Raw genomic sequence first — 25,447 nt, forward strand, 5'->3', positions numbered from 1 at the left:
ACAGCATCACGTATTGCCAACACATGGGTGTTGTAAATATCGTTAAATCAAAGAATGAAAGCAATTCCCAACGGGGTGACATATCACCTATTGAACCTGTGTGGTGTTGTAAATATCGTTAAATCAAAGAATGAAAGCAATTCCCAACATCGTGAACGTATAGCGTTTTCCCAAGCTGGGTGTTGTAAATATCGTTAAATCAAAGAATGAAAGCAATTCCCAACCCCATCTCACTTATCGTTTACTCGTGAAAAGGTGTTGTAAATATCGTTAAATCAAAGAATGAAAGCAATTCCCAACTGTATCTTAATGGCTATGGAAAAGTCAAGAGGTGTTGTAAATATCGTTAAATCAAAGAATGAAAGCAATTCCCAACGGCACCATGATGTTGACCACCTGCCGGCCGGGTGTTGTAAATATCGTTAAATCAAAGAATGAAAGCAATTCCCAACGATTGGCCTTTCTCCACTTGATGAAGAATAGGTGTTGTAAATATCGTTAAATCAAAGAATGAAAGCAATTCCCAACCGGAAACTATGCTGTTGCAAGACAATGTATGGTGTTGTAAATATCGTTAAATCAAAGAATGAAAGCAATTCCTAATTGAAGTTCGCAAGCTAAAAACTAAAACAAAAGCCTTTTAAAGAGGCTGTCACGATAATAAAAACCAAAGTTATTCCTGAAAAATACTATCTCGAAGCCTCTGATATTGTAATCGACATAGATTTCGATGATGTTTTTTCGTAGCATTGAACCGAAACAAACACGACAAGATTTGGACACTCGACACCGAACTCCGAAAAGGGTTAGAGAAAAAAGGTTATGACATTTGTATAACCACGACAGCAATTAAAGAAAAGTCGGTACAAGAAATAATTCATTTTCCCCACCGCTCTTAAAAATTGTAGTCCACACCAAAGCTGACATACCGAGGGAAGAGCCGGTATTCGGTGGTGTTACGCGAGATGTCTGTGAGCATCACATTTTTGAAGGATCGGGTGTTAAATATGTTTTTTGCCGTGAGGCAAAACCGGGTTCTGTATTTCTTCAGTTCGTAAAACACCGAAAAATCCGAAAAGTAATACGTTTGTGCTTTTTGTTGGGGTAAGGCTCCAAAGCGATACGATTCGTTCTGGAGACTGCATTGCAGATCGCCTCCCAAATTTAAAAAGAGATTCAGGAAAGCTTGATGATTTGTCAAGGTATTACTATTGCCAGCTGTGCGGTAGCTGTTGCTTTGAAGGCGGTACCCTGTATAGAGATTCACATGAGATTTCCAGGAACTTCGGAAGGATAGTCCATAGTCGTATGTCGCGCTGCGGATCTGCCTGCGGCCCAAGCCGGTAAGCAAGGTTTCGTAATCTAGCATAGTCATGCCCACATCCAAACGCATGTTTCCCTGTAAAGGTTTTAGGTAATAATTCAGTTCTCCCTTATAATAGGTAGCGATCTTATTGTTAAGTAATCGTTGCTGCACAAGGTTGAAATTGGGGTTGAGATCGCTTTCTGTTCCGATATAATCAAACATAACCTGATGCCCTATGTGTACGTTAGCAAAAAAGCGGTCGCTCATTGTGCCGTAGGTATACAGGAGCGATCCCCCGGAACTGCTCAAATTTACGAAGCTATCCATTCCTTTTACAAAATTGCGAACGCCGGTAGTATAGTAATTCGGGATCAGGTCGGGAAGGGTGGCATTCTGCTGTTGAAAAAACAAATCAGCCTCTATTCTTCCCTTTCGGTGTATAGTCCATTTTGCCGATACGCCCGGCGAAAGCTGCAGATCAATTTTGCGCTTTTGCTGCTCAAAATTAGCCAAGCTGCTATGTACCGTGCCTGCTTGCAGTCGGGGAGTAATCTCCCAGCGCCGACGTTTTACGGTGTATTTAGAAACAAGGTGAGTCTGCAACAAGCTTAGGGTCATTTCATTGGCAAATTCTGGCGGATATACGACCTCTTGCTGCGCGGCATTGGGATCCGGCAATAGCCGCAATTGGCTATTTAGGTGCTGTTGTTGATAGGCTGAACGGAATGCGAGTTCAAAAAAATTGCCGTTCTTTTGTCGACTTACATAATGGGAGATAGCGCCCAAGTAAAGGAGGCTATTTTCTATATGCTGTTGCACGTCGCTCACCGCGTTGGCCCCGAATAGATCTTCGTAATAGTATTGGTTGATGCTGTAGTCAATAGGCGACTGCTGGTTGATGAAGCGTACCGAGCTAACCAAAGCTTCCCGCTCTGACAACTTATAGCTGTATGTGAGGTTATGGTTCGTGAGGTAACTGTTCTTTTGGGTGGTTTCCAAGCTCGCTATGTTGTTAAAAAGCAGTGATCCCAACTCGTTGTTGTTCAGCGATCCAAGCGTGCCGGTATAGCTCAGTACGGAAAGCGGGGATGGTTCGTACTGCAGTTCCACTTTGGTGAAATAATTGTCGATTTTGCGCGTAAACTCGTAGTTTTCGGTGATGGTGAATGGAATGTCGTCCAAGGTGTATTCCTGCATCATATTGCGATAGAAAGATTTCTTTGTGGGGTTGGCGAAGCCCAGCCATTTGATTTTCAAGGCCGATGTCGGGTTTAAAATGCTGTTTAAAGACAGGAGCTTGTCGTCATTGAAATTCGTGCGCCGATAATCGAAGTGGGGTAAGTTGGGTGTGTTGTCAATCAGGGTGGGCGTGCTCACATCCACACCAATTTGCCCGGGTTCGTTGGCCGAACCAGATTGCACGAGATGGTTGATGCTGCTTACCGCGTCGTAGCCATTGTTATTGGCGCTCGCCAACAGGTAATATTTATTGCGCTTCCCAAAATTCATGAGGCTGGCGCTGGCTTGGTAATACTTTAGATCGACCGCCGAGCTCTGCAGTCCCACCGAGCCCAGCCACTCGCTTTTGCTGTCGTCTTTCAGTTGCAGGTTCAGTGCTACCTTGTCCGAGTTTTCGATGCCTTTCAGCTGCTTGTTGTTGGAATAGCGCTGTAGTACCTGAATTTTCTCTAACGGCTGCACGCTCATATTTTGCGTCAGCAGTCGGTATCCCTTTTCAAAGAAATCGTCGCCCTCAACCATCACCTTTTCCACCTCTTTGTTGCCTATCTTGATGCTTCCATCGGTGCCCACATTGATCCCCGGAATCTTGCGGAGCAAATCTTCCACGTTTCGCTCATCGCCCTGTAAAAAGGAGTTTACGTCCAGTTCGATGGTATCTCGACCATTTCGGTAAGGTTGTTTGGCGTGCACGATGACCTCTTGCAGCTGTTGCACACCGCCGGGTTGCATCTGCGCATCGACAAGGGTGCCGGCAGTTGTCGGAACAATCCTTAGGTTGAGCGGTTCAAAACCGAGTGCTCGGAATTGCAGCGTCAGGTTTCCAGTCTGTTTGTGCTGCAGGCGATAATTTCCATGCTCATCGCTGAAGGTGTAGGCCAGCATCTGCGAGTCGGCCTCTAGGCGCAAATCAACGCGGACACCGGGCAAAGCTTCACCGTTGAGGCTCACCCTGCCATGTATAGCAACCTGCGCCTGGGCAAGCAGGGGCAGTAGGCACAAACCGAACCATCCTACTATCCGCTCAATTTTTCTCCCACTCATATACCTGCTCCACGCTGCCGCGAACCTTCTTGCGCTCTACGGTTATGCCTTCAGTCAGCGGCATCTTACTCATCATCATGCGCATTTGCTCTTCGTTTTCCAGATCTGTTTTCTTGACATAGTCCGCTAGGCTAAGTTTGGGCAGTGACTGGATGTATCGCTCGTTAACCGGGACATCGCCTGTAAAGGGATAATCGATTTCCTGAAGCAGCCAGTAGTGGGGGTTGGCTCCTTCATTGTAGAGCATGACGATAAGACCGGGCAGACCGCCAAATTTGTAGGGACCGGCTGGTACCGGGATATCATTGGTGTAATAGGCCACGAGCTTAGTCCCTCGGTAGGCGGCAGTCGCCTTATGGCATATATGTTTGCCCAGGGTGTCGACATCGCTATAGCTGGTGTTCCAGTCGAGCGATGGAAAATCGTCGCTAACGAGGTAGTTGATGCCTTTCAGGGAGGCGGTTTCAAGCAATTCGGGCACGTTGTTTTTGTGGATGACGATGTTTCGGTATACCTTGCCCATATCGATCATAACCGACATACCGCTGCTCATATCTTCGTCTCTATCTTCAGCAGCGCTAGCGTCGGTACGTTTTAGCAGGATCGAGTCGCGAACGGATGTCTTTACACCATCCTGAAAAAAAACTTCTTCGCGATAAGTAGCCATAGGCGATAGGATGTATTGATACACCGCCTTTAGCTTTTGTCCGTGTGATGCTGTTGTGGCCAGTAACAATAGAAAGAATAAAACATATTTGTTCATGATCGTTGGGTTTAAAAAAGCGAGGCTAGGCCTCGCTTAAGTTTTTCACATTGTCGTTCGAATGAAAAATTTCGCAGATTATATGCCTAGTTCGCCATGGGCAAGCATGTGTCTATAAACCGCTTTGCAGTTGTCGAAGAATCCAGTGCAGGAATTCTCTACATAGGTGGAAGATGTGAAGGTGTCGATCACTTGTCCGTTACCATTGTAAACAGTCAAGGTATAGACACATTTCTTAAGCAACATCTCGCTTTCCTCTTTTGCCGATTCGGCAACTTCAGCATCGCTATTGCTTTCTGCCGATTTTTCAGTCGCTGGTTTTGCATCTGCATTTTCTTTAGAGGTTTTCGCGTCCGTGCCGGCGAATGCCGCTGTTGATAGCACCGTTACGGCCATCAAGCTCATAAATAATTTTTTCATTTTTTTAATTATTACGTTTAACCATCCATGCCTTATGGGGCATGTTTTTAATATATCATACTAAAAATAGGATGAGGAGCTTGAATTGTTCTGTTCGTTTAATATTCGCAAGAAGCGATTTATTATTCGTGTCGTTTATTGGGGTTTTATGGTGTGCATGGGATCCATCGCGTCGCTCGACGGAAGCCTGGCTTGTTTTGAAATGATTCCTTGATTGCTTTTAGAACGGATATTCCAGTTAGGGTAATTTCAGGGTTTTTAAATAGGGGATCTTGCGCCTTTAAAACGATCCCCATATCAATGCATGCGCGATTTGCTCCTGCAGATACGGAGCTTTTCTTCCAAAATCTGTATGTTTTCCTGCTTTCCTTTGTCCAGTGTCATCATGCCGTAATCCGTGTGGAACCTATGGTTCTGCAATACGTGGAGCGAGATCGCAAGCCATAAATCTTCATCGAAATCAATTCCACGCAAATTCTTGATCTCTTGCAACATACGGATATTTAAATGTTCGAATGCCGTGCCGCCAAGGTGGCATAGATCCGCATCACAGAAAATAGCTTCTAATTTGCTTGTCGATCGCTGCTTGTATTTCGTAGCTTTTATGCAATTTTCGACCAATCTTACCAGACTTTGATCCAAACCTTCCTCTTCCAAAAAGCTTTTGGCCATTCTTGCACTTATTTCTTCATGATCCGCCGGGCCATGCGATATGTAAGACAAATCGTGAAAGTATGCTGCGGCTTTTAAAACAAACGATTCTTCCTCGTTTACCCGGTAAAAGGCTCCGATTTCGACTACACCTTTTAATACCGTTTGAATATGATGGAAGTTATGAAAACAGCATCCCGGATTATGATGGCTGTCGACATATTCGCTTACGAAATGATGGATATTCGCTAATATTTTCGAGTATTTCATAAAATTGATTCTTGTTACGAACGGATGTCTTTCTACAAAGGTAAGGGCGGCTTAGCAGCAGCGGCCATGAATTTCGATGAATGGACTGTTTTCGGGCATGAAGCAGCTACTTTGGCGTATTAGCGATTCATACTTGGCTGGTCAACGCTGTTGTAGAGGTTGTGTAATCTTTCGGATGCTGTCATCGCGACCCGTAACCATATGTGTTGGATTTTGTTAGGACTGTTTCTGCTTGACGACATGCTTTTTATGCGCAGCTTGCTGAACGGCTTCCCGTTATTCCTAACGATTGGGATTGCTCGTCATGCTGTATCAGCAGTTCATACAGCATTTTGGTCGATTCGTGCAGGTCGTGCAGGTCTAGGTGGGAAAGTAAGAATAGCTTTGCTTTCATGGTTATAATAAATACTACTCCCATGACAAAAAGCACGTTATTTTTTTTTCAGGCAATCGGATTGTTTTTCTTGGCAGATATGCTGATTCCTTTCCATGCTACAGCACAAGAAGAACCAAAACGGAAGCAAGAGCATTTTACGGTCGATTTCGGTGGAGGTCTTGGCCTATTTTTACCGGCCAGATCCAAAGCCGATGACGCGTCATCGAGCTTCGCTGACAACAGTTTTGTTCAACTCAATTATAAAAAGAACGTATTTGTGCGGTTGCAATCCTTCAAGTACACCAATAAATTTGAGATCCCGAGCTATGACGAAGGTATTAAAACCGATTTTGATGTCAAGGTCCATACTAGAAATGTTGGGTTAAACGTTGGTTTCCAACTCGACATGCGCGATATCCAGCCCTACGCCTATGTGGGTGGGGGGCTAGCCTTTTTGGATATTCCTACATCATCGTATGATCCTACGAATAATAGCATGCTATACCGACAAAAAACGGATAGATATTCCTTTGTATCTTGGGGATTAGGTGTTAATTTTAAGGAATCTGAGTCTTTAAGTTTCTTTGCGGAAGCTACCGGACTTTATATTCATAATTTACCGGCTGCGGTGCGCAATAATTTTAATGGCACGGTCTTGTCTGTTGGTATAAAAACACCACTTTCCAAAAAATGAGAAAATACGGCATGATATTCTGTTCTTTTAGTTACCGGAGGACGCGATGCACCTAACGAATTATGGTCGCGTTCGGTTATATGGTTATCCAAGTCTTGCGGTGTTGCTCTACCTTGTACTGGTACTGCTCAATCCATATGACGCAACGCTAAGTTCTTGGAAACTTTACATCGTCTTGGATTTTCTGTTGGAATTTTTCTATTGTCTACTATTGTCCGCCATATTTTTGGAGACCGGCATACAGATCACAAGGTTTTTAAATAGATACTATCCTTGGCAGGATCGTATCAAACGAAGGATAGCCATACAATTGTTCCTGCATATCATCGTTGTCTATCTTTTATTGACAATGTTTTCCAAAATGAATTTTCCTGCACATTTTGGTTATAATGAGCTATTGCTTAGGCAGGCCACGATTCTGGGTGTCATCGTCAGTATATTGTGCACGTTTGTCTTTACTGCAGAACATCTCTTTTACGGGTGGAACTTGGCAAAGTTTCAGGCGCTGCAACTCAAAAATCTAAATACCCAAGCTCGATTGGATGCCCTTAGCCTTCAACTTGATCCCCATTTTCTTTTCAACAACCTGAGCACGGTCAATGCCCTCATTGAGGACAGCCCACATTTGGCTATGGAGTATGTTTCACGCTTGTCGACTATATATCGGTATATACTTTCTGCAAAGCGACGTAGCATCGTCAGTTTGCAGGAGGAATTGGCCTTCATACGTAACTATCTTTTTCTTTATGAAATACGCTATGGTGATGCGATAAGGGTTGAATTTGATACCCACGGCGCGCCAGATACCGTTGGTTTGCCACCATTGACTTTACAGCTCTTGATCGAAAATGCGATCAAACATAATACCTTTAGCTTGATGGAACCCATGCATCTACAAATTGTATATCCCGAGCGGATGCGGGTGCTGATACAAAACAGTATCAAGAAAAAAATGTATCCGGAAGATGGAGAGAAGATAGGCCTCAGCAATATTGTGGAGCGTTATCAACTGCTGGGGATGCCAGCACCCCTTATTACAAATGACGGTGTTTCCTTTCGGGTCGAGTTGGCGCTGTCAACCAAGATCTTTTCACCCGACTGATTAGCAGACAATTGACATATGATAAAAGTACTCATTATAGAAGACGAAATACTCAATACACGGCGTCTTGAGCGCATGTTGCGAGCGATCGACGCTGATATCGTGTTTCTTCAAGAACTGCAAACGATAAGCGATAGTATTGCGTGGCTGAAGACCAATCCCATGCCTGATCTAATCTTCATGGATATTAGATTGACAGATGGTACAAGCTTTGAAATCTTTGAACACGTGGTGGTTGAAGCCCCCGTTATATTTGTAACAGCCTACGATGAGTATGCCTTAAAGGCATTTGAAGTTCGAGGTGTCGACTACCTTTTAAAGCCGGTCAACAGGGACAGGCTGGAAGAAAGTTATAAACGGGTCATTGCACAACATGTAGGCGCTGTGGACGCTGCACTTGTACAGCAGATTAAAAGCGTGTTAACGGAACGTAGAACGTATCGATCAAGATTTTTATTGTCCCAAGCAGACAAATATGTTGTTGTGCCAACAGTGGATATTGCTTATTTTAGTTTTGAAGAGCGGTATACGATTTTGGTGACGCAAAGCAACAAAACGTACATCGTTTCCCAGTCTTTGAATACATTGGAAGAGGAATTGGATCCAGCACATTTTTTTAGGATCAGCCGACAATATATTATATCGCTCAAATCCATCGACAAAATCCATCAGTACTTCAATGGCCAATTAAAGGTCGAGGTTCATCCAGCGATAAAAGGTGGTGTAGTTGTCAGTAAGGTGAAATCTAGATTGCTGAAATTATGGCTTAGCGAATCCAAAGATCAAGTGTAGGCACCGCTCAGATCTTGAGCGCCCAACATCAACGGGAAAGGCCGTGTCTAGTAGGAGTAGGGAGCAAGCATATAGCTAGCCAAACAACTAAATTTCCTCTATGGTCTGATCTCGCTTGTGGGGGAGGAATACAGATAATATTGCGTTTTTATGCCGGATTTATTTTGATCCTGTATACAATTGTATTGTTAATATAAACTTAATATGCTATTTTCAAGGAAATTGATAGATTATGGTAGTTTTGCTTCACCTTGAATATACATAATGGCAGCTTCAGCATGGTGCGATAAATCAAAAATTGTTCAACGCGTGAAACGAGGCGACGAAGCGGCCTTTCGATTGCTTTATACGGCCTATTTCGACCAAGTGGCGCGCGAGATCTATTTCGTTCTGAAAGATCGGGCACTTACCGAAGAAGTTGTGCAAGATGTATTTTACAAGATTTGGCAAAACCGCGATCAGCTAGACACGATTGTCAATCTGGAAGGCTACCTCCGTATCCTTTCCCGAAACGCTGCGCTGAATCTCCTGAAAGCTAATTTGCGCCGCCGCACTATGGAACATGGTTATTATCGAGAGCGAGTGGATCTGCTTGACGATACAAGCGAGAGCGACCAGCAAAATGAGTATTACCGACTCTTGGATCGCGCTATAGAAAAGTTGCCGCCCCAACAAAAAAGAGTGTACCAGCTAAGTCGTTTTGAACGGATGAAATACTTGGAGATTGCCGCACACTTGAACCTGTCTAAAGAATCCGTAAAGTCCTACTTAAAGCTGGCTACCCAAGCCATAAAGAAATACCTAACCTATCACAAAGATTCCATCGTTTGCTTTTTTTTTATTTTATCTAGTTTTTAATACCCCCTTTTTTAGTTGTTGGTTGTCATCATCCTAGCACATATAGACAACCGCCTCATTGGGATGGAATTGAAGAACATACGGACAAAACAACTTTTAAAACAATCTATCTTGCACGAGCTGGCGGAAGGCGAGCGCGATGAGCTGCGGGAGCTATTGAACACGCTTTCACAGGAGGAACAAGAAAGACTGTACTTTGAAGCATGTGAGGAAGCTATCTCAGCACACGAATCGGAGCTGCTACAACCCTTTTCACCGACAGAGAAGGAACAGATCTTGGTCAATATTTTGAACAAGGACCACGGCGCACAGAAGCAGCGTCCAAGACGTTTCGTTTATCGAGTCTATTTGCCCTACCTCGCTGCCTGTTTTATCCTATCGTTTATATCGATTGCTTTCCTATATTTTCGCCAGCAAAAAGACCATATTGGTTACGACAGCACCCAACCTGTGGCTGAAGTGAACAGCGATATAAACCCTGCGGACGAACGCGCATTACTGACCACGAAGGATGGCACATCCGTAACTTTGGATACGCTGGCATTGGGAGAGGTCATTCGTGGCGATAATTTTCAGATTTTACGGTTGTCGACGGGCGAACTCCAATATCAGATGGTACGTAATGAGGATAGTCCGCAGGAACACATGATCCGCACGCCAAAAGGGGGGACGATTAGCATTATTCTGCCTGATGGAACAAAAGTTTGGCTGAACGCCGCCTCTTTCCTTCGGTTCAACCCCGATATGGAATCGTCCGATCGTCGGGTGACCGTGGAAGGCGAGGTTTATTTCGAGGTGGCCAAACGGACAACACAACGTTTTATAGTAAGCAGCGGTGCTGGCGAAATCGAAGTGCTAGGAACCAAATTTAATGTTAATACCTATCAGCGGAATCGTACGGAAGTGGGATTGTTGGAGGGGAGCATCCGATTGACCACGGCGAAAACAACGCGGCGTATGGTGCCGTCGGAACTTGCCGTCATCCGGGACGATGGCTACACGCAGACCACGAGGCTAGAAAACATAGATGATATCATCCTGTGGAAAGAAGGCCTGTTTAATTTTCAAAATGCGACACCTGAACTGTTGGCCGAAGAACTGTCGCGTTGGTACAACGTGGACGTAACCGTAGTAGACCGACATGCCAAGCACCGTATCAATGGTAAAATCTCACGGAATCTTAAACTTTCCAAAATGATTGAAATGCTGGATTTTTTGGGGTTCCATGCCACATACAGCAACCAAAAATTGATTATTAACACCAAAAATAAAGAGCCTATGCGATAAATCGAAAAATCAAAAAAAGGCGAAAAAACAGGAAGTGCGGGAACACTTCCTGCAAAGCGATTTCGCTCTTTTATCGAACGACTTGAACATCATCAATATTTACAGAACTAAATCGAACTAAAATTATGCATTTTGATTTGAAAGTTTATTCAATACATCGAAATAAACTTTATCGACTATTTGGGATCATGAAACTTGCAGCTGCCATCCTGGTCCTTTCTCTCGCTTCCGTAAGCGCATCAACCTTCGGACAACGTATTTCGTTACATGAAAAGCGAGCTACTATTACAACGCTCCTTGAGAAAATCGAGCGGCAAATCCCTTATCGGTTTGTGTACGATCAGGCAGATATCGGAGACGTATACGTGGAAAACGCTTTTTTAAAAGCCGTTAGCCTAACAGAAGGATTGGATTTGGTCTTACGAAAACAAGGCTTGGACTATAAAATTATCGAAGATCACATTGTGGTACGAAAGCAGGTGATTTCGCCGACAGTTACCTTGAAAGCTTTGCAAACCATGGTTCGGGGAACCGTTCGAGATGAAGGTGGGCAGCCTATCGAAGGCGTGACGGTTTCCGTAAAAGGGCAGGCTGGGCTACAGACGCATACCAACGATGCCGGTGTTTTTTCACTTGCATTGGATTTAGGTAACACCACATTGACATTTGCACATATCTCCTATGCGGCGAAAGAAGTAGACACGAAAGGCCGTACGCTGATTGATGTGACGCTACAATCCCAAAATGGCGATATAGAAGAGGTCGTTGTCGTTGGGTATGGTACGCAAAAGAAAGCAAACCTGACCGGAGCGGTAAGCGCCATCTCTGGCGAGGAGTTGGAAAATCGCCCCATCGCCAATATCGGGCAAGGTTTGCAGGGGCTAATGCCGGGATTGACGGTACGCAGCACGGGTAATACGGCTCCGGGAAATCGAGCTCCACAATTCCGAATCCGTGGTGTGGGTACTTGGGGCGATGCAAATCCGTTGATCGTCATCGATGGCATACCGGGTGGGAATCTGAACATATTGAATCCTGACGATATCGAAAGTGTTTCTGTATTGAAAGATGCGGCATCGTCATCCATCTACGGTGTGCGTGGTGCAAATGGTGTCATCATGGTGACCACCAAGAAGGGGACATCAGGAAAGACCAACATTAATTACAATAGCTATGTCGGCTGGCAAACGCCCACGGCGTTGCCTGATTTTTTGGGATCTGTAGATTACATGGTGCTGCAGAACGAGGCGAACGTCAATGCGGGTCAAAACCCTACCTATACGGATGAACAGATAGAGATCGCGCGAAACGGCTCTGATCCCAACTACTTTGCCAATACCGATTGGATCTCGGAAACCTATCGGAGGAGTGCACCGCAACAAAACCATAACCTGAGCTTGAATGGAGGCGCGGAAAACACCCAATATTACGCATCCTATGGTTACCTAAAGGAGGGCGGTCTTGTCGTTGGGGATAATTTTAATGCCCACCGCCACAACGCTCGTTTGCGGGTAAGCACACAAGTGCTTGATCGTTTGCATGTCGACGGAAACTTGGGCTACGTGGACCGCTCGTATGATGGAAGTGCAAATGGCACGCAAGCCCTCTCTGGGGCGACAAGTATCCGGCCCTTGGTGCCCGTGCGTTTCACGAACAACAGTTGGGGATATCATGGCGGCCAAAGCAATCCTGTCGCCGTAGCAACAGATGGCGGTACCAATAGCTTTACTTCGCAGGAAATAACGGCAAATGTCAGTGCCACGCTCAATTTGTTTAAAGGCTTTGATCTTAAAGGGCAGTATGGCTTGGTAAAGTATAACTCCAAGAGAACCACATTGCTGAAAACAATTGACTATTATAGTCCCGATGATAACGAGCGCATATATCAGACCAACAACCCCAATAGCATTGAAATGGACCATTATTCGGGGACCTATCAAACCTTCATCGGTACAGCTAATTATTTACGGACGCTCGCCGAAAAGCATACGATCAAGGGCTTGCTGGGTTATTCGCTAGAGGAAAATGTGGGGAACGATTTCGGAGCATCGCGTACCCATCTTCCGGTAGATTTGCCTTCTTTGGCGGTGGGCACCGAAAACCAGTTGAATAGCAGCGGCAGTGGACAAAATGCCTTGATGTCCTTTTTTGGCCGTGTGAATTACGATTTCGACAACAGGTATCTGTTGGAGGGTAATTTTAGGCGCGATGGATCCTCGCGATTTCATCCGGACGTTCGTTGGAATTGGTTTGGCTCCTTTTCTGCGGGATGGGTGTTCAGCGAAGAGCGCTTTTTCCAACCTGTTAAATCCTTTTGGGATTTCGGTAAGATACGCTTCTCCTACGGAACCCAAGGGAATGACAAAGTTGGTCGTGACCATCCCTTCATGGCTATTTTAGCATCCGCACAGGTGAACTCCAATAATCCAATAGGTAACATTGGACGCGTCGGATTTAGACAAAGCTTCATACCGAACGAACTCGTTACTTGGGAATCTTCCGAAAAAATGAATATCGGTTTGGACTTGGCATTCCTGTCTCGCCGTTTGAATGTGACAGCCGATTATTTCGTGAATACCACCAACGATATTTTATTGAATCCTCCGTTGCCCGACGTGATTGGCGTAGGTACGGGCTATCCCGCACAAAACTCCGGATCGCTAGAAAATAGGGGTTGGGAAGTGGTTGTGGGTTGGCAAGACCATATCGGGGCATTTGGATATCGTGCAAATTTCAACCTATCCGACGTCAGAAACAAAGTGACGAGGTTGGAAAACTTTGCCAACAACCTCGGTGATCAGGTACGTCTAGAAGGGTACCCCTTAGATGCCTTCTATGGATTTAAAGCAGATCGTATCGCGCAACTAAGCGACTTCGATATCGTAGACGGTGAATATGTACCTAAGTTTCCTTTCCAACGGGGCGATCTGGTGGGACCTGGTGATTTGATTTACGTGCCTACCGATCCCAATGCGACCGAGATAACCGTCGGTGCAGACCGGCATATCCTGGGGAGCGATATTCCCCGATATACCTATGGCTTTCGCGGTGATCTCTCGTACAAAAATTTCGATTTTAGCTTCTTTTTGCAAGGTGTCGGTAAAGCAGATGGCTTCCTGACCGGAAATGCAAGGCATCCATTCATCAATAATAGCGCCATGCCACAGCATGTGCATCTTGATCGGTGGACGCCGGAAAATACGGATGCGGGCTACCCGCGTTTCGTCTATATGCGGACGCACAATACACGACTGTCCTCCAAATGGATCGAAGATGCGTCCTACCTGCGGGTAAAAAACCTGCAGTTAGGCTATACTTTTTCGCCGCAATGGACCGAGAAAATCCGGATAGCTAAATTCAGGATCTATGCGTCTGCGGATAATTTGTTCACAAAAACAGACTTCTTTTACGGCTATGACCCAGAGGTTCCGACAGGCAATTCTGGAGGTTATTACCCGCAGGTGAAGACCTATGTCGTTGGTTTGAATATCAATTTAAAATAGAGTGCATCATGACAATTCAATATAGAAAACACAGCAAATTCGCGGTTCTTTTATGTGGTGTGGGCTTTCTTATGTCCTGCAGCGATTTTTTGGATCGCGTACCGCAAGATCAAATTGTGAACGAAACCTACTGGAAAACCCAGGAACATTTGGAGATGGCCGCAACGGGGATCTATTCACGTGTAAAAGCCAAGAATTTGGTGGACATGGAAAATTTGGCGGAGAACACCATGTGGCCCTCTACCCATCAATACAAGGATATCGGATCGGGTGTCTTTCCAGTTACCCAACCGACGGTTAACAGTGAGTGGGCAAACATGTACCGGGACGTTCGCGAGTGCAATGCCTTTTTGGAGAACTACCAGGGGGCGTCGGAAACCGATCCCGGCGCCAAGGAACGACTGGCTGCCGAAGTGCGCGTGATCCGTGCATTGGCCTACAGTTTTTTGACTTCTTTCTACGGAGATATCCCATTGATCACAAAATCATTAAATCCCGGTGATCCGGAATTGTATGCGGGCCGCGACCCACAGGAGGAAGTGGTCGACTTTATGTTGCAAGAGTTGGATCAGGCGGCCTTGGCCCTGCCAGCGGCCATACCTACTGGCGAAAATTTAGGTCGTGTTAGTAAGGGAGCGGCCTTGGCTTTAAAATCACGCATTGCCCTAACCTATGGGCGATATGAAATAGCGGAACAGGCGGCAAAGGCAGTGATGGATATGGATGTTTACGAGCTGTATAGCAGTGGCAATCCAAGCACCGCTTACTGGGAACTCTTTACCCGTGCTGGAAAACTCTCTGCAGGGCGAAACAAAGAAACTATTTTTGCCAGACTGCATTTGGCAGATGTCATTATGCACAATTTAAGTCGCGAAATTCAGGTGCCCGATCAGTTTGCCCGTTTTGTGCCCACGCGTTCCTTGGTGGAATCCTACCTATGCGCCGATGGGTTACCGATCGATAAATCGCCACTGTACAGCGATGCGTCTTATGCCGACGTTTTCAAAAATAGGGATCCACGCATGACACAGACCATCCTGGTTCCTGGGGATAAATGGGGTGGCCGTTACGATGGGCGGCCTGTTGCTGAAAATGCTGATCCTACGGTATTTCAGGTGCCCAAGTTTAGCCAAGATGGCCGTGGGTCAGTCACCACAACAGGCTATTATTACAAGAAATATGTAGAGCCTACCGCCGTGCCCAACTATAATCGGGATGATAACGACATTCACCACATACGCTATGCGGAAGTACTGCTGAACTATGCGGAGGCGCGATTGGAGCAAAATAAGCTAACGCAGGCAGACATAGATCTTTCTATCAACCTGTTGCGCGATCGCGTGGGAATGACGCGCATGAGCCTGACATTCCTTGCCCAAAACGGTATGGATGTTCGCGAAGAAATACGTCGGGAGCGGCGGGTGGAACTTGCGCTGGAAGGGCATCGCTATTTCGATGTGCGGCGGTGGCAACAAGGTGAGCTTCTGGGGAACGATATTGAGGGCGTTAAAGCAGCTTGGTTTCCACAGTTAAGTTCGTCGACGTTTAGGAAAAGTGCCGATGGCTACCTTTCTGTACAGTGGAATCGAGCATTTGAGAGCCCTAAAAATTATCTTTGGCCCGTCCCACAAGCTCAATACGATCGAAACAACAATCTCGGACAGAATCCGGGTTGGTAAATTATGTCTCATCTTTTCCCTAAGCACGACCCCAAATGGGTGCGTGCTTAGGGAATAATTATTCAAATATTGAACAATATGCTCAAGCGTTTACTTCCACTTATCCTGCTGTTTTTTTATGTTGCGCTTTTTGCGCAAAAGCCCCAACCATTTCTTCCGGCCGCCGGCATCAAGGTGATGACCTATAACATCCACCACGGGAATCCGCCATCCAAAGATTCCTTGATTGACCTCGAGGCAATTGCTCGTGTCATTCGTGCACAATCACCCGATATCGTGGCCTTGCAGGAGGTCGATCAATTTACCCGCCGCAGCGGAAACGTAGATCAAGCAAAAGCCATTGCTGAGCAATTGGGCATGCACTACTTCTATGCCAAAGCAATGGATTACGACGCCGGTGCTTATGGCCAAGCCATCCTTTCCAGATTTCCTATCAGGTCTACCGCTGTCCGCCAGCTGCCGTCCGCTCCCGAATTTCGGGGCGAGCCACGTATCTTGGGAGAGGCCTTCATTCAGCTGCCGAACGGATCTACGCTCCGGTTTGGCACGGTACACCTGGATGCGCAAAAGAGCGAGGCCAACAGGCTGCTTCAAGCAAAAGCGCTTCAGCGCATTTTGGCGGAACAGAAAACACCAATGATTATTGCGGGTGATTTCAATGCCATTCGCAGCAGTGAAGCCATGAAAGTATTGGATGCTGCGTTTACGCATAGCTGTACCACCTGCGCGTTCACCATTCCTGTCCTAAAACCAAACAAGACGATAGACTACATATTGCTGGACAAACGTAAGACCTGGTCTGTCGTGTCGCACGAGACGATTCAGGAAACCTATGCATCGGATCACTTCCCCGTTGTGACGGTTTTACAATAAGACGGCAATAGGCAAAACAGTGGTCTGTCGAGAGGCCACTGTGCTTGCTGGATAAAACACTACCTGACCTTTCCAAATTCACCCTATTCCTTTGGAAGATGGAGACAACGGCACTTTGTTCTCGCACTACGGTTTGTAGAACATCTGCAACATGGCAGCTTTACCCTTAGGATATAAACATTTACCCATTTTCATCTCTTTTTGATCTTTTTTCGAGTCATTTTATTACGGAAGGTATACGCAGGCGTGGTTCACGCTTTGCGCTTGCAAGGATTTGACAGCTAGTACTTTGATCTGATTTTGCAATTTTTAGATCAGAATAGGCAATTTTTTTATGTCGATTAGTCGCTAATTTTAGCCTATTGCTTGATCTAACCAATCACGACATATGCTAACCAAAAACAGTGGAATTGTAAACCTTCTGGTCGATGGACTAGATCCTAAATAAACCTAAATAAAATCATATGCAAAGATCGAAAGAAAAGTTGCTTTTGTTTATGCTGCTTCTACTGGCTCCAGCGCTCGCCTTGGCGCAGAAGCAGGTAACGGGCGTTGTTAAAAACGGAAGCAATGGAGCGCTGATGCCAGGAGTGAGCATCCTTAAAAATCGCGTGTCCTCTGTTGTGACCAACGAGAACGGAGAGTTTGAAATTATGGCTGTCGTGGGCGACAGCTTAACGTTCACGTCGGTCGGTATGAAACAGGTGACACAAGCCGTCGATCAACGAAACATCTTGGAGATCATGATGTACGAAGATGATAGCTATATTGACGAGGTAACAGTTGTGGCTTTCGGAACACAGAAGAAGTCATCCATTGTGGGGGCTGTGACTACGGTGAATGCCGCTGATCTGCGGGTCCCGGCGTCCAACCTGACCGGATCCTTCGCTGGTCGGATACCAGGGGTTATTTCGTATCAAACTTCCGGCGAGCCCGGCGCGGATAATGCGCAGTTTTTTATTCGTGGGGTTACCACGTTTGGTTACCAAACATCACCCCTGATCCTGATCGACGGATTTGAATCTACAACAGACGTGTTGGCGAGGATCTTGCCCGATGATATCGAAAGCTTTTCCATCTTGAAGGATGCGTCGGCGACCGTACTCTATGGCGCCCGTGGTGCAAACGGTATTATTATGATTACGACCAAGGCCGGTAGAGAAGGGCCGGTGCGCATGAATGCGCGGGTGGATGTCAACACGGCTTCGCCGACTCGCATGGTGAGCATGATGGATGGTATCGGATACATGCGGCTGTACAATGAAGCGCGCATCACCCGCGACCCGGTGCTGGGTGGCTATTATTCGCAACAGAAGATACAGTCCACAATCGATGGCGAAGACCCGATGATTTTCCCGAATGTCGATTGGTTTAACACCCTATTTAAGACGTCAACAACCAATTATAAGGCAAATGTCAACCTTTCCGGCGGAGGACAGGTTGCTACCTATTATGTATCAACGGGCTATGATAAGGAAACCGGTTTGTTGAAGGTTGATAACCGAAACAATTTCAATAACAACATTGATATCAATAGGCTATTTATCCGTTCTAACGTCATCCTTAAGCTTACCAAAACGACCACCCTGGATACCCGGATTCAAGGTCGCTTTGACCGCTATACAGGGCCGTACCAATCGGCCAGTAACATTTTTCGGATGATCATGAACAGCAATCCGGTCGATTTTCCGGCCGTGTACGCGCCCGATCCGGCCAACGCTTTCACAAACCATATCCTGTTTGGGAGCACCTCGGTGGCAGGCAACATCAAAACCAATCCCTATGCGGAGATGGTACGAGGTTATGAAGATCGTGATGAAAGCAGCATCGTGGCGCAGGCGACCCTTTCCCAAGATCTTGGTTTCCTGACGGAGGGTTTGCGCATCCAAGGGAAGGCCTCGGTTAATACATGGAGCCGGTATGCCAGCACCCGTACTTATTTCCCGTTTTTTTACGACCTAGAATCCTACAACCAGATTACTGGGGAGTATACGTTGTATCCGCTGAATCCGACGACGGGGCAGGCCTACTTGGGCGATGTCATCCCCGGTAGGGATGCCAATGGACACTATTACTTTGAAGCGAGACTAAACTGGAACAGAGCGTTTGGATCCCATAATGTCGGTGTCATGACGGTTGGCATGATGGAGGAAAAGTTGCTGACAGCAGGAAACAGTACGTCTATTTACGAAACACTTCCTGAGCGAAACATGGGCAACTCTGGCCGCTTGACCTACGACTATGACAATCGATACTTCGCCGAAGTATCCTACGGATTTAATGGCTCAGAAAAGTTTACGGGACAGAAAAGGTTCGGGTTTTTCCCATCTTTCGGTGCAAGCTGGATGGTTTCCAATGAAAAATTCTGGGAGCCGCTTCGGAGCGCGATCAGCACCTTCAAGATACGTGGTACTTGGGGGCTTGTGGGTAACGACGCGATCGCAGGCAGGGCTGACCGTTTCTTTTACCTATCCGATATTGCCTTGGGCGGAGGCTCATACCGCTGGGGCAACAGTTTTATGAACTCCTACAATGGATTCAACGTGAACCGTTATGCCAATCCCGACATTTCCTGGGAGCAGTCGGAGAAGATGAATCTTGGTCTGGAGATGAACTTCATGAACGAGTCGCTGAAATTCGTTGGAGATTACTTCCGTGATGTCCGCAGCAATATTTACATGAATCGGGAGAATTTCCCGGCATCGGCAGGTTTGGAAGCAAGTGTAAGTGGAAATGTCGGAAAAGTGAGTTCGCACGGATTTGACGGGTCGCTCGACTATCAAAAATCCTTTGGTTCCGATCTGTGGATATCTGGACGTGCCAATTTTACCTACGCTGTCAATAAGTTGCTGGAATTGGATGAGCGTGATTATCCCGATGAATACCTGAAGAGGCAGGGCCAAAACATCAACCAGCAGTGGGGTCTCTTGGCAGAGCGTCTATTTGTGGACGAGCAGGAAATAGCCAACTCGCCACGGCAGGATTTTGGCGAATATATGGCTGGCGATATCAAGTACAAAGATATCAATGGTGATGGTGTCATCAACGACAACGATCGGATTGCGATGGGCTACCCGACGGTTCCAGAGATACAGTATGGATTCGGAATGTCCGTAGGCTACAAGAGCTTTGATTTTTCTTTTTTCTTTCAGGGGAACAAGAACGTATCGTTCTTCATCAACGCAACCGATGAGTCCAACGCCTCAAACGGTTCCTACGGGATAGCGCCCTTTGCCAACAGGAGAAATGCGCTATCTATTATAGCCGACGATTACTGGAGCGAAACCAATCCCAATATCCATGCCTTTTGGCCGCGCCTTTCGACCGAACCAATCAATAACAACACCCGGCAGTCTTCTTGGTGGATGCGCGATGGCTCTTTCTTGCGACTAAAATCCTTAGAGATAGGATTTAGCCCAAAGACGCTCAAACGGATAGGCATAAATCCGGGTAGCCGGATCTACTTCAGTACGGAGAACCTGTTTGTGCTGAGCCCCTTTAAACTGTGGGATCCGGAGGTCGGCCGCAACGGACTCGGCTATCCGCCCAACCGCCGCTTTAACGTAGGTATCCAACTAACGTATTAATATATAAAGAAAGAAGAAGATGAGAACGATTACATATATCCTTTTTGCAGGCATGTTCGTCCTGGGGTCTTGCAGCAAGTACCTCGACGTGGTGCCGGATAATACACTGAAACTGGAAGATTTATTTAATATCAAGATCGACGCATACAATGCCTTGGCCAAGGTGTACAGCTACCTCCCCAATGACGATAAGACCCACGTGACGTCTTGGACCTTGGGCGACGAATGGGTAGGCCGTCTAGATATGAACAATAACAATGGTGATTTGCGCGCCATGCGCATTATGCGTGGACTGCAATCCCAAACATCGCCGCAGCTTGGCCTATGGTCTGGCACCGAAGGAGGAAAGCCACTTTATGAGGGTATGCGCCAAGCGGATGTATTCCTGATGTATATCGATAACGTGCGTGACATGTCTGAAGGCGAAAAAGCAGACTGGAAGGCGCAGGTCAAATTTCTGAAGGCTTACTATGCCTTTCTATTGGTGCAACGCTATGGACCGATTGTCATTCCAAAAACCATGGCTTCGCCAGAATCCACGAAAGAAGAGCTTTTCCTGCCTCGCACGAAAGTGGAAGAATGTTTCACCTTTATCCTGGACCTCATGAACGAAGCCATTCCGAATTTGGTAGAGCGTGCCACTACCAATAATCTAGGACAGGTTGATCAAGTCGCGGCAAAGGCTATCAAAGCGCGTGTCCTGCTGTTTCGTGCCAGCCCATTCTTTAATGGCAACCAAGAATACTTTGGCGACTTTATGGATAAAGATGGTCAGCCATTCTTCCCTTTGCAAGAGAATAGAGAAAAATGGAAAGAAGCATTGGATGCGATCAACGAATCCATTGCCTTGTGCGAAACCAATGGCTTGAAACTTTACCACTACGAGCGCGAGCCCTATATCTATGATAGGCCAGCCTTCGAAGCGAACAATCAGCGTATGAAGACTTTATACGACCTGCGTATGGTGGTTGTCGATCCTTGGAATAACGAACTCGTATGGGGAAACTCCAATCTGGACTATTACAACTCGGGTGAATTGGCACATTCCAGCAATATCCGTCTGCCCGAGGGTTATGGAGATGGCGTGGTGAACTCCTCAAGTTTCTCGTGGCAATGGATGGCCGCCACCTATAAAATGGCCGAGAAGTACTATACCCAAAACGGATTGCCCATCGAAGAAGATTTGACCTACGACGCAGCAAACAGGCATGAAATCATCCGGACGCCGGGCTTATTGGATCCGGGCTACACACCTTGGAACGGTTATATGCAGCCTGGTGCGGAGACGATCAAACTGTATATGAACCGCGAGCCTCGATTCTACGCCAACTTAGGTATCACGGCCGGATACTGGCGCGCACATGCCGTGCGTATCAATACCATGATGTTTGCCAACTCCCATGGGGGCTACAACTCTTCGCAACATACGACGGACTTTATGACCACGGGCATCGGTACGCAAAAACTGGTGCATCCCGAGTCGCAATCTGGCGCTTGGCAACGGACCATAAAATTCCCGTATCCCATCATCCGCATGGCGGATCTCTATCTCATGAAGGCAGAGGCGCTCAACGAATATAGTGGGCCATCGCAGGAGGTGTACAATGAGATCAACAAAGTTCGGCAGCGTGCCGGGATTCCGAATGTCGAAACGGTATGGGCGGATCCTTCGCTGGCGCGCAATACCAACAAGCATAGAACGAAAGAAGGGCTTCGCGATATCATCTTACAAGAACGTAGTGTTGAATTTGCCTTTGAAGGGATCAATTTTTGGGACATGTGGCGGTACAAACGGGCTACATCGACGTTCTCCGCGCCAGTATGGGGATGGACACATACGGGAACAACAGCCGCTACATTCTTCGTGCTGGAAGTCAAGCAAGAGCGTCGATTCACCATCACGGATTGCCTATGGCCCATCAGCCTGAACGAAATGAACACGAATGGTCAACTGGTGCAAAATCCAGGATGGTAGCCGTCATATTTGAACTTTTAAAGAGAGAAACAATGAAACATACAAACGTAATGCCGCTATATATGGTGCTTATCTGCATTTTTCTGATCAGCTGCGAGAAGCTGGATCGGTTCAAGCCGAATAGCGATGACGGCAACCCACCGGGCATGGTCACCTTGAAATCATATAAACCACTCTTTGGAGGGGCTCGATTCTTCTACCGCGTGCCAAACGATGAAGACCTGATGAGCGTGGAAGCCGTTTATACCACGCCGGCAGGCAAATCTTTTACATTTGCGGCATCCTACTTCGTGGACTCACTGGATGTATACGGCTTCCCGAGCAGCGATGCATACAATGTACAACTCTTTGCCGTGGATCGGGCTGGCAACCGCTCGGAAGCCCTGGATGTTTCGGTAACCCCATTGGAGCCAGCCTTCAGCCGCGTGGCCAATTCGCTCGAAGTGAAACCTGGATTTAGCTCGTTTTTTCTGGATTGGAGTAACGAGCTTCAGCAAAACATCAATGTCTACGTGGATTTTACCTTCAACCAGGATGGTGCTTCCCGCACACTGACATCCGTATTCTCGTCCAACTTGAAAGAGGATCGGCGATTTATCAACGATTTATTTCTTCCGCCATCGGAGAAAGTGGGCGTAAAGGTGCGGGTGGAAGATATGTATGGCAATATCACGGAAACGATCGACAAAGGGAGCATTTCGCTTTTTGAGGATAACAAGATCCCGAAAGCGGGATGGGTGTTGCCGAATGCGAATGATTCCATCGGTGGCGTGCCCATGGTGTTCGGCAATGCCTTGGAAGGTCGAAACAGATATGTGATCGATGATATGATCGATCGGGGCGATAACCTGAATTTTCTCCATACGGGGAGTCGAGGGAAAACCGGCAGGACAGGCGATGGGAATATGCCTTGGAACTTTATCATTGACCTCGGGGCGCATTACGAGCTGAGCCGCATCATTACCGTGCAGCGCCACTCGGGCGGTTTGGCCAATATCAGTCGCGGCCAATACTACCGAGACGAAAACGTCGGTCTCTTCAATATGTATATCTGGGACGACGCCAGCAGTTCTTGGGAATTTGTGTCGCAGAGCAAGATCACCGTGCCTCAGGGGCTAACCGAGTTGGAATTTGTAAAGAAGGGAGAAGCGGGAGACATGGCCTACATGTATCCAGACGAGCCTGCCTACACCAAGCCTACCAGATGGTTTCGATATGAAGCCGTAAAAAGTTTTAACGGCAACTATACGCTTGAAGATGGCAACTGTTTGTCGGAGATCACCCTGTATGGTAGAAAAACAAATTAAGAAATGACGATCAAACAAAATAGAGTGATGAATAGTCTATCGAAAAAAAACATAGCATACTTGGGCTTTCTAGGTATACTATGCTTGATATCGGCATGTAAAGGCATGTTCGATAATATTGAACCCTATGCCTCCGAAGTGATCTATCCGGGCAAGTACGATACGATCACGGCAAAAATAGGTTTCGAACGTGTGGAATTGGACCTGCTGAAGGTCGGGAGAATTCCCACCAGCCAAATATCCTTGGGAAAATCTTCCAAGACAGTGATTGAGTATGACGGCAAACAGATGGTCATCGATTCGCTCGTATCTTGGATCAATGTGCCCGACCTAAAACAATCCAAGCTCTACCGCATTCGAGTATATACGTTGGATGAGTACGACAACAAATCGGTGCCGCAGGAGATCGCGGTGATTCCCTACACGTCAAGCGATCTAGCCAACCTCGTGGTTGCTTCTCCGCGCGTGCTGACTTCACCCAATGCCGTTGTCGTTGACTGGACTACCTCACTTTCATCCATTCTCTTGGATTACCGTAGCCTTGCATACGAATACACCGACCAGGATGGAAAAAAAATTACAGGCACGCAGGGAGCGCGACCGCGGATTTTTGCGGCAAACCTGCAGGCAGGCCAACCGTTCCAATTAAAGATGACCCATCATGTCACGCCAAAGGTCAACGGTGTGCCCATATTGGATTCGGTAGCCGTTGAAATGCCATTGGAGATTAGCATGCCCACGTCATCTACGGTGTTCAATCCCGCAGAGCGTGATATTTTGGCAGCAAACGGCATTACCGTGTTCACCGCAGACGGCGTAGCTTCCTACAAAAAACTCTACTTCCCTGTGCATACCAACACCTTGCAGGATTTGTTTTACTTCCCGAATATCGAAGAACTTGACCTCACGGGAGGCACCTTGTTTCCCCTAAAGACGCTCGATTACAATAGAAACAATATCGTGAAAACCATTGGAGGCGGCTCGTATCTGCCCTTCATTCGGAAAGTATCCCCGATATCGAATGAAAATGCACAGACCATGGTGGATCTCCTGAATTTAGGGTTCATCAAGAAAATAAAATACATACCCAATTCTTTGGGCATCGATCATCTTTTAAAGCCTTTTGATGAAAAAGGAATAGTGGAGTGGGTCACGACTCCTGATGAATCGTTGATTCCAATGAATTTCTTTTTGGATGGCAAAGTGCAGGATGCGACAGGTTTTGCGCTTGACGTCGTCAATCCTGCAACGAGCTATCCTGCAGGAACAAACATCGTTAATCCATTCCGCGTGACAATGAGAGGTAAAAACGGATCGTTTGTCTTTGTGCTGCCGAAGGAATACAGGTTTAACATCGCGGAGTACCGCTACCTGAAATTTAAAGTATATATGCCTGCAAAATCAACGTTTGATGGAATTTATGCTCCCTATCAGCGATTATGGCCACGCTTTATGAATTATCTTTGGTCGTTTAGCAATGAAAGTTCCTTCGGGCACGAGGGATGGGATTCGAATCCCGACAATTATAGGATACCGGATGCAAGCCTCGAAAAGTGGGCTGATGTAACGGTGGATATATCGCACCGAGAGAGCTCTCATAACCGGGTGGTGGTTATCAATATCGGACGTGAGCCGTCGCTGAATTTTAGTCCACCGGCAGATATGGTTTACTATTTCTCCAATTTCAGGTTTTCAAAGTAATAGGCTGAATATTTAATGAG

At 46.6% G+C, this 25,447-nt stretch carries 17 protein-coding genes and 1 CRISPR repeat array; of the genes, 12 read left to right on the forward strand and 5 right to left on the reverse strand.

Annotated features, from left to right (window positions below; genetic code table 11):
- Positions 1–26: 26 nt before the first annotated feature.
- Positions 27–604: a CRISPR direct-repeat array (repeat unit 46 nt; unit sequence GGTGTTGTAAATATCGTTAAATCAAAGAATGAAAGCAATTCCCAAC).
- Between the two features lie 291 nt (positions 605–895).
- The 5 genes from IE165_RS15710 to IE165_RS15730 all read right to left on the reverse strand — a co-directional run bounded on the left by IE165_RS15710 (position 896) and on the right by IE165_RS15730 (position 6,087).
- Entirely contained in the window at positions 896–3,589 is a 2,694-nt protein-coding gene (locus IE165_RS15710; protein WP_189627600.1) for a carboxypeptidase-like regulatory domain-containing protein, read from the reverse strand.
- Positions 3,570–4,352, reverse strand: coding sequence for a GLPGLI family protein (locus IE165_RS15715; protein WP_189627601.1), 783 nt, complete (start codon positions 4,350–4,352; stop codon positions 3,570–3,572). Before IE165_RS15715 ends, IE165_RS15710 begins: the two co-directional genes overlap by 20 nt.
- Positions 4,353–4,430: 78 nt before the next feature.
- Positions 4,431–4,772, reverse strand: a complete 342-nt coding sequence (locus tag IE165_RS15720) for a hypothetical protein (protein ID WP_189627602.1) — start codon at positions 4,770–4,772, stop codon at positions 4,431–4,433.
- 297 nt (positions 4,773–5,069) lie between these two features.
- Positions 5,070–5,693 carry an HD domain-containing protein gene (locus tag IE165_RS15725; RefSeq protein ID WP_189627603.1) on the reverse strand — a complete coding sequence of 208 codons (624 nt, stop codon included), beginning with the start codon at positions 5,691–5,693 and terminating at the stop codon, positions 5,070–5,072.
- Between the two features lie 247 nt (positions 5,694–5,940).
- Positions 5,941–6,087, reverse strand: a complete 147-nt coding sequence (locus IE165_RS15730; protein ID WP_189627604.1) for a hypothetical protein — start codon at positions 6,085–6,087, stop codon at positions 5,941–5,943.
- Positions 6,088–6,109: 22 nt separating this feature from the next.
- Between IE165_RS15730 and IE165_RS15735 the strand changes: the two genes are divergently transcribed.
- From IE165_RS15735 to IE165_RS15790, 12 genes are all read left to right on the forward strand, one after another.
- Entirely contained in the window at positions 6,110–6,763 is a 654-nt protein-coding gene (locus tag IE165_RS15735; protein WP_189627605.1) for an outer membrane beta-barrel protein, read from the forward strand.
- Positions 6,764–6,809: 46 nt separating this feature from the next.
- Complete coding sequence (locus IE165_RS15740; RefSeq protein ID WP_189627606.1) at positions 6,810–7,865, forward strand: sensor histidine kinase; 1,056 nt, start codon at positions 6,810–6,812, stop codon at positions 7,863–7,865.
- Positions 7,866–7,883: 18 nt separating this feature from the next.
- Positions 7,884–8,657: a LytR/AlgR family response regulator transcription factor gene (locus tag IE165_RS15745; RefSeq protein ID WP_189627607.1), complete on the forward strand. Its 774-nt coding sequence runs from the start codon at positions 7,884–7,886 to the stop codon at positions 8,655–8,657.
- Between the two features lie 264 nt (positions 8,658–8,921).
- The gene (locus IE165_RS15750; RefSeq protein ID WP_189627608.1) at positions 8,922–9,515 is read left to right on the forward strand and encodes an RNA polymerase sigma factor; all 594 of its coding nucleotides are present in this window, start codon (positions 8,922–8,924) and stop codon (positions 9,513–9,515) included.
- A 63-nt stretch (positions 9,516–9,578) separates the two neighbouring features.
- Positions 9,579–10,802, forward strand: coding sequence for a FecR family protein (locus tag IE165_RS15755; protein ID WP_189627609.1), 1,224 nt, complete (start codon positions 9,579–9,581; stop codon positions 10,800–10,802).
- A 188-nt stretch (positions 10,803–10,990) separates the two neighbouring features.
- The gene (locus tag IE165_RS15760; protein ID WP_229826592.1) at positions 10,991–14,305 is read left to right on the forward strand and encodes a TonB-dependent receptor; all 3,315 of its coding nucleotides are present in this window, start codon (positions 10,991–10,993) and stop codon (positions 14,303–14,305) included.
- 8 nt (positions 14,306–14,313) lie between these two features.
- Complete coding sequence (locus tag IE165_RS15765; RefSeq protein ID WP_229826593.1) at positions 14,314–15,984, forward strand: RagB/SusD family nutrient uptake outer membrane protein; 1,671 nt, start codon at positions 14,314–14,316, stop codon at positions 15,982–15,984.
- A 78-nt stretch (positions 15,985–16,062) separates the two neighbouring features.
- Positions 16,063–16,857, forward strand: coding sequence for an endonuclease/exonuclease/phosphatase family protein (locus tag IE165_RS15770; RefSeq protein WP_189627611.1), 795 nt, complete (start codon positions 16,063–16,065; stop codon positions 16,855–16,857).
- Positions 16,858–17,321: 464 nt separating this feature from the next.
- The gene (locus IE165_RS15775; RefSeq protein ID WP_189627612.1) at positions 17,322–20,444 is read left to right on the forward strand and encodes a SusC/RagA family TonB-linked outer membrane protein; all 3,123 of its coding nucleotides are present in this window, start codon (positions 17,322–17,324) and stop codon (positions 20,442–20,444) included.
- Positions 20,445–20,463: 19 nt separating this feature from the next.
- On the forward strand, positions 20,464–22,419 hold the full coding sequence (locus tag IE165_RS15780) for a RagB/SusD family nutrient uptake outer membrane protein (protein ID WP_189627613.1): 1,956 nt from the start codon (positions 20,464–20,466) through the stop codon (positions 22,417–22,419).
- 32 nt (positions 22,420–22,451) lie between these two features.
- Positions 22,452–23,726: a DUF4959 domain-containing protein gene (locus IE165_RS15785; protein ID WP_189627614.1), complete on the forward strand. Its 1,275-nt coding sequence runs from the start codon at positions 22,452–22,454 to the stop codon at positions 23,724–23,726.
- A gap of 3 nt (positions 23,727–23,729) precedes the next feature.
- Positions 23,730–25,427 carry a DUF4998 domain-containing protein gene (locus tag IE165_RS15790; RefSeq protein ID WP_229826594.1) on the forward strand — a complete coding sequence of 566 codons (1,698 nt, stop codon included), beginning with the start codon at positions 23,730–23,732 and terminating at the stop codon, positions 25,425–25,427.
- Positions 25,428–25,447: the final 20 nt, after the last annotated feature.

The organism is Sphingobacterium griseoflavum (assembly GCF_014653155.1).
Classification (GTDB): domain Bacteria; phylum Bacteroidota; class Bacteroidia; order Sphingobacteriales; family Sphingobacteriaceae; genus Sphingobacterium; species Sphingobacterium griseoflavum.